Origin of the sequence: Synechococcus sp. OH20, from assembly GCF_047502685.1 — a bacterium.
In the GTDB taxonomy this organism is placed as follows: domain Bacteria; phylum Cyanobacteriota; class Cyanobacteriia; order Thermostichales; family Thermostichaceae; genus Thermostichus.
Genome location: NZ_JANSIQ010000017.1, coordinates 1 through 8,589, shown reverse-complemented (window position 1 = coordinate 8,589; position 8,589 = coordinate 1). Strand labels below are relative to the sequence as shown.

Sequence of the window (8,589 nt, the reverse complement as noted above, 5' to 3'; positions counted from 1 at the left end):
CTCCCTCAGGGAGAGGGGCCGGGGGTGAGGGGCTGCTCCCTCAGGGAGAGGGGCCGGGGGTGAGGGCCTCAGGGAGAGGGGCCGGGGGTGAGGGCCAGCGCGGAGCGCTTGGGCCTACCGCCGTTCCAAAAAATCGCGGCGCAGATCCCGAATCTCCTGCCGCATCTCCCTCATCTCTTGGGCCATCTCGTCAGTGCGCCGTTCCAGAGCTTCAGTTCGGCGCTCCAGGGCATCCGTGCGGCGCTCGATAGCGCGGGTGCGCGCATCAAAGCGATCCATGGACTCGCGAAAAAACTGAGCCAGCATTGCCTGCCCTTCTCGCAGTTCTTGAATCAGAAGCTGCTGATTTTGTTGGACAAGACGTAGCTCCTGCTGGGCCGCTTGCAGCTCTTGAACAGCGCGGATCAGCCACTCTTCTTGTTCCCGAGTCATTATCAACTAGAGCGAGAGGATGCCAAGATCCTACCACCAACTCCCCTCTCCCTCAGGGAGAGGGGCCGGGGGTGAGGGCAATGGAGAGTAGGGAACTCGAATCCCTGACCTCTGCGGTGCGATCGCAGCGCTCTACCAACTGAGCTAACTCCCCGTGGCTTTACCAGAATAACCCAAGTCCGCCGCCAAGATCTCCCCCGCCTGCAGCTCCAGCCCTGCAAAAACCTTCGAGGGCACCCGCTCGGATCCCTTCAGCTCCAGCAGGTCGTACCAGCCCTCGTGCAACAGCAGCAGGCTCACCTTCTCCTCCATCGGATCCACAATCCAGTACTCACCAATGCCCAAAACACAGTATTCCGCCCGTTTGGCCCGGTAGTCCGCCGCCCGGCTTGATTCACTCACCACCTCCACCACCAACAGCGGCGGCGGATCCTCCAAGCGAATGAGAGCCTCTCGGGATCCCATCTCCTGCCACTGCTCCAAAGGCAGCACCACCACATCCGGGATCCGCACCGTATCCCAGCGGTTGCCCCGCGGCGACTGGATCCCGATAGCCAGCGGCTGAGAAGTCCACGGCAGCCCCTGGCGCCGGATCTCAGCTCGAAAAGCGGTATTGAGGAAATCCACAATCTGGACATGCCGTCCGGTTGGAAGGGCCATCGGCACCAACTCCCCCGCCACCAGCTCATAGCGGGTATCGCCGCCATCGGAATACTTGAGGTACTCTGCCAAACTCAGGCGAGCCGTTGTCGATCCAGAAGCAGAAACGGATCCCGTCGTCAAAGCCACAGCCACCTCCAAAGGCTGCTCTGCTGCCATCCTAACCCCCCTCTCCCTCCGGGAGAGGGGTCGGGGGTGAGGGTCATCCCTCAGGGAGAGGGGATGGGGGTGAGGGGCTACCGCCGTTCCAAAAAATCGCGGCGCAAATCCCTCATCTCCTCTGCCATCTCATCGGTGCGGCGCTCCAAGGCTTCCGTGCGTCGTTCCAGGGCTTCGGTGCGTCTCTCCAAAGCCTCAGTGCGGCGGTCAATAGCGCGGGTGCGCTCGTCAAAGCGATCCAGCGCCTCGCGGAAAAACTGCGCCAGCATCGCCTGCCCCTCGCGGACTTCCTGAATCAGAACCTGTTGATTTTGTTGGACAAGGCGCAGCTCCTGCTGGGCAGCTTGCAGCTCTTTTTGGGCAGCCTGCAGCTCCTGGACAGCTCGGATTAACCACTCTTCTTGTTCTGGGGTCATCGTCAAAAAGTTCTACAGAGGATAAAAAAATCCTACTCCCCTCTCCCTCAGGGAGAGGGGTTGGGGGTGAGGGCCCCAGGGAGAGGGGTTGGGGGTGGTCGCGTTAGCGGCGCGGAGCGCTTGGGCTGGGAGAGGGGCCGGGGGTGAGGGATCAGCAGCGCAGAGCGCTTGAGGCTGCCGGAAAGGATCACTCAAAACAAAAACCCCTCTCCCTCAGGGAGAGGGGTCGGGGGTGAGGGCCTCAGTACAGCGCCTCTTCTTGATGGGTGATGATGGTGCAGTCAGAAGTAGGGTAGGCCACGCAGGTTAACACATAGCCCTGCTCGATCTGATCGTCATCCAGGAAGGATTGATCGCTTTGATCCACCGTGCCGCTCACCAGCTTGCCGGCACAGGTCGAACAGGCCCCGGCGCGGCAGGAATAGGGCAGCTCCAAACCTTGCTCCTCCGCCACATCCAAAATGTACTCGTCGTCCGGCACATCGATGGTGACGTTCAAGCCTCGCTCTTCGTTGATCAGAGTGACCTTGTAGGTAGCCATCCTGGTTGGGTCTCCAGAAAAAACATCCACTCCTCATCCTGCCACCCTTCTGCCCCGGAGCGAGCACCATTTTTCGGAGAAAGTAGGCAGATCTTCCGGTTTTTTGGGGGCGAAGCGTCAACCCCCTGCCCAGCAAGGATCCCACCCGCCCCCCCCAGACTGCGCTGTATCCCCAGGGATCCCAACTTCTCTTGGAAAAAAAGGGCAAGACTTGCCAACCTGGCCAGATCTGCCTGTATGATTTACGGAGTAACCAGAGCAAGCGCTGAAACAAGCGCGTATGCGTCTCCCAACCGAACGGCAAGCCCCTAGCTTCATCAGTTGCTTTGGGCCAGTTGATCGGGTAAGTTGAGGGAAGTGTTCAGCCGAACCCTACTTTTTTGGTTAAGAGGAGAAAAATGAACGGAACAATGCAGAAGTGGCTGCTGAAGTCACTTGGTTCTCTGACTTTAGCGTCTGCCGTGGTACTTGTGCCTGTGATCCTGACGGGCTGCGGCGAGGACAGCGCTGGCCCTGCGGTGCCCGTGCCGCCCCCACCGCCGCCAGCTCCCCCGGCTCCCCCGTCGCCAACTCCCACGCCAACTCCGGCGCCGGCAGGCACGATTAACGTTACGCCTGAGACCGACATTAACCGGATTATTGAGACTTCCGATCGCACTCGGCCTCTCACCCTGGTTCTGGGGCGGGGTGTTTACCGCCAGAACATTGTGATCAACCGCAGCAACGTCACGGTGCGCGGCGCAACCGGCGATGTGGGCGATGCCGTCGTGGTAGGTGGGGCTACCGGTGCGCCGGTTCAGGTGACGAACAACGCTTCCGGCGTCGTCCTGGAGAACTTCTCCATCCTCAACACCCGCTCCTTGGCGTCCATTGAGTACGGCATCAACGCCGAAGACGCCACCGAAGTCACCGTTACCGGCGTAGATATAGTCCTCTTCCCCACCGTGACCCCTCCGGCCTCGCGCGGGGTGGCGATCGGCTTTGGCTCAGCGGCTGCCGGCGCCACCTCCAAGAACTTGACGGTTACCCGCTCCAACCTGTTTGTGGCTGGCGCGGGCAGCTCGGCAGGCATCCGCATTGCCGGCGACAACGCGGGCATCAACCTCCGGGTGGAAACCAACAACATCTTCTTGGGCTACGAAGCTGTCCCCGACATCTCAGATCAGCTGATCAGACCTACGGCCCAGGATGTGGGTGCCGGCTCTGCCGCCATCTTTATTGAGTCGGCGGTGACGGGGCTGAGCCTGACTTTTACCGGCAACACCATCACCCCAAGAACGGCGACGGCCAACGTCTACGCCATTCGTGACGACCGCGGCAGCGGCTTGAACGCCATCGAGCGGCGGGCCATTGTGGCGGCAGGCAGCGGCTTTGCCTTCAACAGCAACACCAGCAACGTCTATCTCTCCATCACCCGCGCCATTGCCGAGGCGGCTGGCCCCAACCCGACGGTGACGGCGGGCCCTGGCTCCTTCACGGCAGAGGGCGAGATCGTGATCCCTGTTGACAAGCCGGGCCTGACGCTGAACTCCCTCGACGGCACGAGCACGCTGCGCAACGTCAAGATCTTGGCCAACGACGCCACCCTGGGGGGAACGGAGGGCAACGGCTTCCGGATTACGGGCACCCGCGGATCGGATCCGGATGCAGGCGGCCCGGCGGCGGACTACCAGGTGGGCATTGGTGAGTGCGACCTGGCCAACCAAGGGGCGCGCAACGTAGAAGTTTCCTTCAACGACTTCGCACGGCCCACGCAGGCCGACACCTACGTCTCTGTCCAAGTCTGCGACTTCTCGCAGGCTGATATCTACAAGAACCTGCTGCGCGGCTACACGGTTGCCGGCGTGCACGTGGTGTCGGCGGAGCCTGCCACGGTCACCATCCGCGAGAACCGCTTTGAGGCTTCCATCAACAGCCCCTTCTTCATTGCCGACATTGTGGATCGGCAGACCCAGGCTTCGGGCAACCTCTCGCCCTTTGCCAAGGCCTCGGTGACGGGCAACGTCTTCAACCAACCGCCCCAAGGCACGGGAGCTATCTACGCTCGTCCGAGTGTCAACCTCACGCCAACTGCGGCTACGGAGTTGGGCGGCGAGGGCACCATCCTGCAGGCTTTCTTCAACAACACCATCACGCCAACGCCCGTTCCCGGCGTTACTGTGTGTGGACGCGTCGAGAGCTTGGCAGGCGCGCCGGGCAACCTGGTGAACTTCTTGGATAGCTCGCCAACTCTGGTTCCCTTCACCTCCAGCGTTTTCGGTGTGGTGTCGGATGCCCTCTGCTCAGCGGTGGGCTTTGGTCCAGGGGCCAGCCTGCAGTTCCGTCCAGGCGGCACACCGCCAGCGACACCCACACCGACGCCGACGCCTGCGGGCCCGCAGCTCACCATTCCAGGGCTGCCTGCCGGCGCGACAGTTACCATCCGCCAGGCCGATGGCACAATCCTCGCCACCTCCACGTCGGTGTCCGGCAACGTGGCCACCTTCCCCGGGCCGTTCACCATTCCCTTCGGCGGCCAGATCCGGGTGACGCCGGCCATTGCCTCGCCGCAGCCGATTACGGTGGGTGGTACGACGCTGACCGCCTTCGACAACACCACCAACCCCGGCAGTACCACCTACTTCAACTTCGGCCCGGCCATCTCGGTCAACTAGCCTTGGGCTAGCGCTATCAGGGCGACCTGTTTCTGTTGAGTCAACAAAAGAGTTGCTGGATACCGGCAGGTCGCCCTTTCTTCTCCGTCTTGTCTGCGCACTCCCGGTTTTTGGGTTCCCTGATGTACGTTTTGGCCCCTGGTTGGGTATTCTGTTGTCAGGTTTGGACGAGATTTTCCCTGTTGAGTGAGCCGGGCTGCGCTTGTCAAGACTTCAACCCTTGATCAAGACCTTATCTTCGGAGATTTGGACGATGTCTAACCGCAACTTTCTGCCTGGCTTGCGCTCTTCCTTGGTCTCTCTGGCCCTGGCTTCCTCGCTGGCAGGGGTGATGGCCGCCTGCTCTTCCGACACGCCCACCGCTACGCAGGTGCCCTCCACCATCTCGGCGCAACTGCCCGAGACGGCGGCTCCCGCCACCGACAGCATCGCTTTCTACTACGACGGGGTGAAGACCTCTATCAAAATCACGGATGCAGCGGTGCTCTTTGCTGCCTGCACCCTCAACACGGGCGACTCCACCAAGATTGTGAATTTTGTCAACAATACCCTGAAGGCAGGGCCGATCACCGCTGCTGAGGTTACGGGGCTGGGCGACCCGCTCAAGCCGGCTATTTCCGACTTCACGGGCGATGGCACCGTCAACTGCAACGACGCGGCGGTGCTGTTTGCCGCAGTTACCGTAGGGACGGATGCCGCCAAAATCAACCAGTTTGTCTCCGGCACGCTGAAGGTCTCGGGTGTCAACGTCACCCAAGCCCAGCTCGACAGCTTCTTCGCCAAATCCACGCCCACGCCGACACCCACGCCGATCGCCAACCAGATAGTGGTAACCCCTGCCACCCTGACGCTTCCGAGTGGCTCCAGCCAGACGGTGACGGTGTCCCTGCCCAGCCAGCCGTCGGGGAACGTAGCAGTGACGGCGACGCCCTCCGCGGGCATTACAGTTACGCCGGCTACGCTGAACTTTACGCCCAGTGTCTTCAGCGGCACGGTAACGGTGACGAGCACGGCAACTCCAGGGACGACCGGTACTGTCAAGTTCTCGGCGCCTGGTTATGACGACAAGGTAGTTAATGTTACAGTTGACCAGTCGTCCAATCTGGTAGTAGCGCCGACCAGCCTGAGCATTCCGGCAAATGGGGCAGCGCCGTTTACGGTCAAGCTGGCCAGCGCTCCAACGGCGCCGGTGACGGTGACGGTGACGCCCTCTTCGCCCGACCTGACCACCACTTTGAGTTCGCTGACCTTTACAGGGGCTAACTTCAACATCAACCAAACGATTGAGGTGAGCACAGCCCTGGGAGCAACTCCTGGAGCGCAATCGATTCTGTTGGATGCGGGTTCGCTGGGCCGGTTCAAGCTGCCGGTAACCATCGCTCCCACTTCAACGACAACTTTCTTCATCGATCCTGTCAATGGGAACGATATCTTCCCGGGTACGGCAGCTCAGCCCTGGAAAACTGTTGAGAGCGCTTTGGACATTGCAAAACCAACCGGCTTTAAAGTGGCGACGGCGGCCAATGCGGGCAACGATGTGGTGGTCACCATTCTGGGTGGAGCCAATCCCGAGATTGTCGGTGCCCCTATTAACACACCGACCTTGACGGCCGGCTCGGTGACGGTGCTGCAATCCCCGTCGCCGAAAACGTTCACTTTAGTAATGGGGATTAAAGCGCTAACTCTGAACAAAGGCTACAAGCTGCAAGATATCAACATTACTTCTGGCGTCAATGCGGCTGCCGGCGCTGGCGCGATTACCATTACAAACGCGAGTGCCGGTCTGACCAGCGTGAACATCGAGTGTACTGCCACAGCCACCGGTGCTGGGTCATGTTTGCTGGTTCAAGGATCCGGCTTCCACACCCTTAAGAACGTGAACGTTGCTTTCAAGGACGGCGCTGCTGGCGTTATCGGCATTAAGGGCAATGATGCTAACGTTGCCCTCAATATTGTCGGTGGCAGCGTTCAGCCAACCTCTAACACTGCTGTGGTCACTGGTATTCTTAGCCAAGGTGTCTTGACCGCTGCAAATGTGACGGTGGATATGTCTGCCAACACACATGCTAAGGGCAGCACCGGTATCGAGTTTAACGGTTCTGGTTCCTCGGTGACCGGTTCCAACATTACCGTGACCGACAATGCGGCTGCCATAGGTGTTAACGCTAAAGGCAGCAATTCTGTTGTCAAGGGCAATACCTTTACTGCTTCAGGCAATGGGATCGGAATTAAGGGTATCACCAATCTTCCCGGTTTTAGTCTGGCCGACAACACCTTTGTTGGAACCTTTACCAACAAAGCGCTGTAACGCAGGGTCTTGCTTTTCTTCTTTCGCCCCCCCTTGGGGGCTTTTTTCTACAACCCCTTTCTCCCCATCGTGGGAGAGGGGGGTTGAGGTCTGTGGTAGGCTAGCACCGACTTAGGTAAGAGGTGAGTATGGTCAAAAGGTTGGTCTGGCTGTTGGGCCTGGCGCTGCTGGGGTGTGCCGGCAGGCCGCAGGGCCCTTCCCTCTGCAGCAATGCCCGCCAGGTAACGGCGGAAGAGGTGCTGGCGGCCAAGGGCAAGAATCTGGCCGGCTGTCAGCTCCTCGGGGTCAACCTGGCCAACGCCAAACTGGCCGGGATCCACCTGGGCGAGGCGGTGGTGCAGGGGGGGATTTTCCTGCAGGCGGATTTGTCGGGGGCCAATTTGGCCAAGGCCTATGTGGAAAACTCGGCCTTCAACGGGGCCAAGCTGCGGCGGGCCAATTTGCAGGGGGCCCGCTTTCCCGATTCCAGCTTTGCCGAGGCCGACTTGACGGGGGCCAATTTGCAAGGGGCCGACCTGCGGCGGGCCAACCTCAGGGGGGCCATCCTGGCAGGGGCCAACCTCAAGGAGGTGCTGACGGACGGGGAGACGATCTGCCCCAATGGGGAGCGCGGCCCTTGCCCGTTCCCGTAGGCCGGCGGTCTCCGGCTAGGATCATCTTCCAAGCCGGCGAGAGCAGCCCATGTCGGAGCGGGTGGAGGCCATTCTGGAAGTCTTGGCTCAGCAGACGCTGGCCAACGCCCAGAATACGGAGGTCATCCGCCGAGCTTTCGAGGCCATTGCCCAGAACACGGAGGCCATTGGGCGAGCTTTTGAGGCCATTGACAAGCTGCGGGCCCGCATTGCCGAGCTGCGCGACGTGGTCGAGCAACGAAACCGCGCCATCACCTATCTCCTGAGCCAAGACTAGTCCAGGAGGCGGGAGCACCTGGGAAAACGTGTTCGAGGAGCAAGCAGGGGCAGGCCATCCCAAAAAGCAAGGGCTTTCTCAGCCAAGCGGCGCGCATCAGCGAAGGGGCAAAACCGTTGGATCCGCAGCGGCAAAAACTGGGCAATAATTTTCCCTAGTTCCCAGAGGTGAGCTGGCTGGCTCTTGTCCAAGTCTTCAACTGCTGCTTAGCTTTTGATAGCCCCATTGTTGGAGATCGCTAATGTCTAACCGCAGTTTTCCACTCGGCCAGCCCATTTTCCTAGCTTCCCTGCTTTTGGCCGCCTGTTCTTCTTCTTCTTCAAGTCCATCTCTAATCGAGCCCACGCCCACCCCGACACCGACTGCAACGCCCGCACCCACGCCGACACCCACGGCTACACCGACGCCCACACCCACACCGACGCCCCGCCCCCCGCCGCCGCCCTGCGCCGCACGGACTCCGGCTCGCTGAGCCAGATCGGTACGACGACCGCGGGGGGCAGGAGGGGG

9 protein-coding genes and 1 tRNA gene are annotated in these 8,589 nt (G+C 60.8%); 4 read left to right on the top strand and 6 right to left on the bottom strand.

All coding sequences use genetic code 11. From position 1 onward, the window contains the following. Positions 1–114: 114 nt before the first annotated feature. The 5 genes from NW826_RS04285 to NW826_RS04265 all read right to left on the bottom strand — a co-directional run bounded on the left by NW826_RS04285 (position 115) and on the right by NW826_RS04265 (position 2,208). Positions 115–432 carry a hypothetical protein gene (locus NW826_RS04285; RefSeq protein ID WP_414509526.1) on the bottom strand — a complete coding sequence of 106 codons (318 nt, stop codon included), beginning with the start codon at positions 430–432 and terminating at the stop codon, positions 115–117. Positions 433–513: 81 nt separating this feature from the next. After that, positions 514–586 (bottom strand) — tRNA-Ala (locus tag NW826_RS04280). Then, positions 577–1,251, bottom strand: coding sequence for a Uma2 family endonuclease (locus NW826_RS04275; protein WP_414509525.1), 675 nt, complete (start codon positions 1,249–1,251; stop codon positions 577–579). Before NW826_RS04275 ends, NW826_RS04280 begins: the two co-directional genes overlap by 10 nt. A 77-nt stretch (positions 1,252–1,328) precedes the next feature. Beyond that, positions 1,329–1,667, bottom strand: coding sequence for a hypothetical protein (locus NW826_RS04270; RefSeq protein WP_414509524.1), 339 nt, complete (start codon positions 1,665–1,667; stop codon positions 1,329–1,331). A gap of 241 nt (positions 1,668–1,908) precedes the next feature. Further along, positions 1,909–2,208 (bottom strand): ferredoxin, encoded by a 300-nt coding sequence (locus NW826_RS04265; protein ID WP_414509523.1) that lies wholly within the window; start codon positions 2,206–2,208, stop codon positions 1,909–1,911. A 470-nt stretch (positions 2,209–2,678) separates the two neighbouring features. Between NW826_RS04265 and NW826_RS04260 the strand changes: the two genes are divergently transcribed. The 4 genes from NW826_RS04260 to NW826_RS04245 all read left to right on the top strand — a co-directional run bounded on the left by NW826_RS04260 (position 2,679) and on the right by NW826_RS04245 (position 8,079). After that, complete coding sequence (locus tag NW826_RS04260; protein WP_414509522.1) at positions 2,679–4,862, top strand: hypothetical protein; 2,184 nt, start codon at positions 2,679–2,681, stop codon at positions 4,860–4,862. A 253-nt stretch (positions 4,863–5,115) separates the two neighbouring features. After that, entirely contained in the window at positions 5,116–7,170 is a 2,055-nt protein-coding gene (locus NW826_RS04255) for a hypothetical protein (RefSeq protein ID WP_414509521.1), read from the top strand. 128 nt (positions 7,171–7,298) lie between these two features. Next, a complete protein-coding gene (locus NW826_RS04250) occupies positions 7,299–7,802 on the top strand; it encodes a pentapeptide repeat-containing protein (RefSeq protein ID WP_414509520.1) in 504 nt (167 codons plus the stop codon). 49 nt (positions 7,803–7,851) lie between these two features. After that, the gene (locus tag NW826_RS04245) at positions 7,852–8,079 is read left to right on the top strand and encodes a hypothetical protein (RefSeq protein WP_414509519.1); all 228 of its coding nucleotides are present in this window, start codon (positions 7,852–7,854) and stop codon (positions 8,077–8,079) included. A 195-nt stretch (positions 8,080–8,274) separates the two neighbouring features. Here NW826_RS04245 and NW826_RS04240 read toward each other — a convergent pair. Further along, positions 8,275–8,589 (bottom strand): hypothetical protein (locus tag NW826_RS04240; protein ID WP_414509518.1); only part of this gene is annotated, 315 nt, incomplete at its 5' end.

Bases quoted from the DNA above. Each gene is read 5' to 3' on its own strand.
- NW826_RS04285 (WP_414509526.1), bottom strand. From the start codon at position 432: ATGACTCGGGAACAAGAAGAGTGGCTGATCCGCGCTGTTCAAGAGCTG.
- NW826_RS04275 (WP_414509525.1), bottom strand. From the start codon at position 1,251: ATGGCAGCAGAGCAGCCTTTGGAGGTGGCTGTGGCTTTGACGACGGGA.
- NW826_RS04270 (WP_414509524.1), bottom strand. From the start codon at position 1,667: ATGACCCCAGAACAAGAAGAGTGGTTAATCCGAGCTGTCCAGGAGCTG.
- NW826_RS04265 (WP_414509523.1), bottom strand. From the start codon at position 2,208: ATGGCTACCTACAAGGTCACTCTGATCAACGAAGAGCGAGGCTTGAAC.
- NW826_RS04255 (WP_414509521.1), top strand. From the start codon at position 5,116: ATGTCTAACCGCAACTTTCTGCCTGGCTTGCGCTCTTCCTTGGTCTCT.
- NW826_RS04250 (WP_414509520.1), top strand. From the start codon at position 7,299: ATGGTCAAAAGGTTGGTCTGGCTGTTGGGCCTGGCGCTGCTGGGGTGT.
- NW826_RS04245 (WP_414509519.1), top strand. From the start codon at position 7,852: ATGTCGGAGCGGGTGGAGGCCATTCTGGAAGTCTTGGCTCAGCAGACG.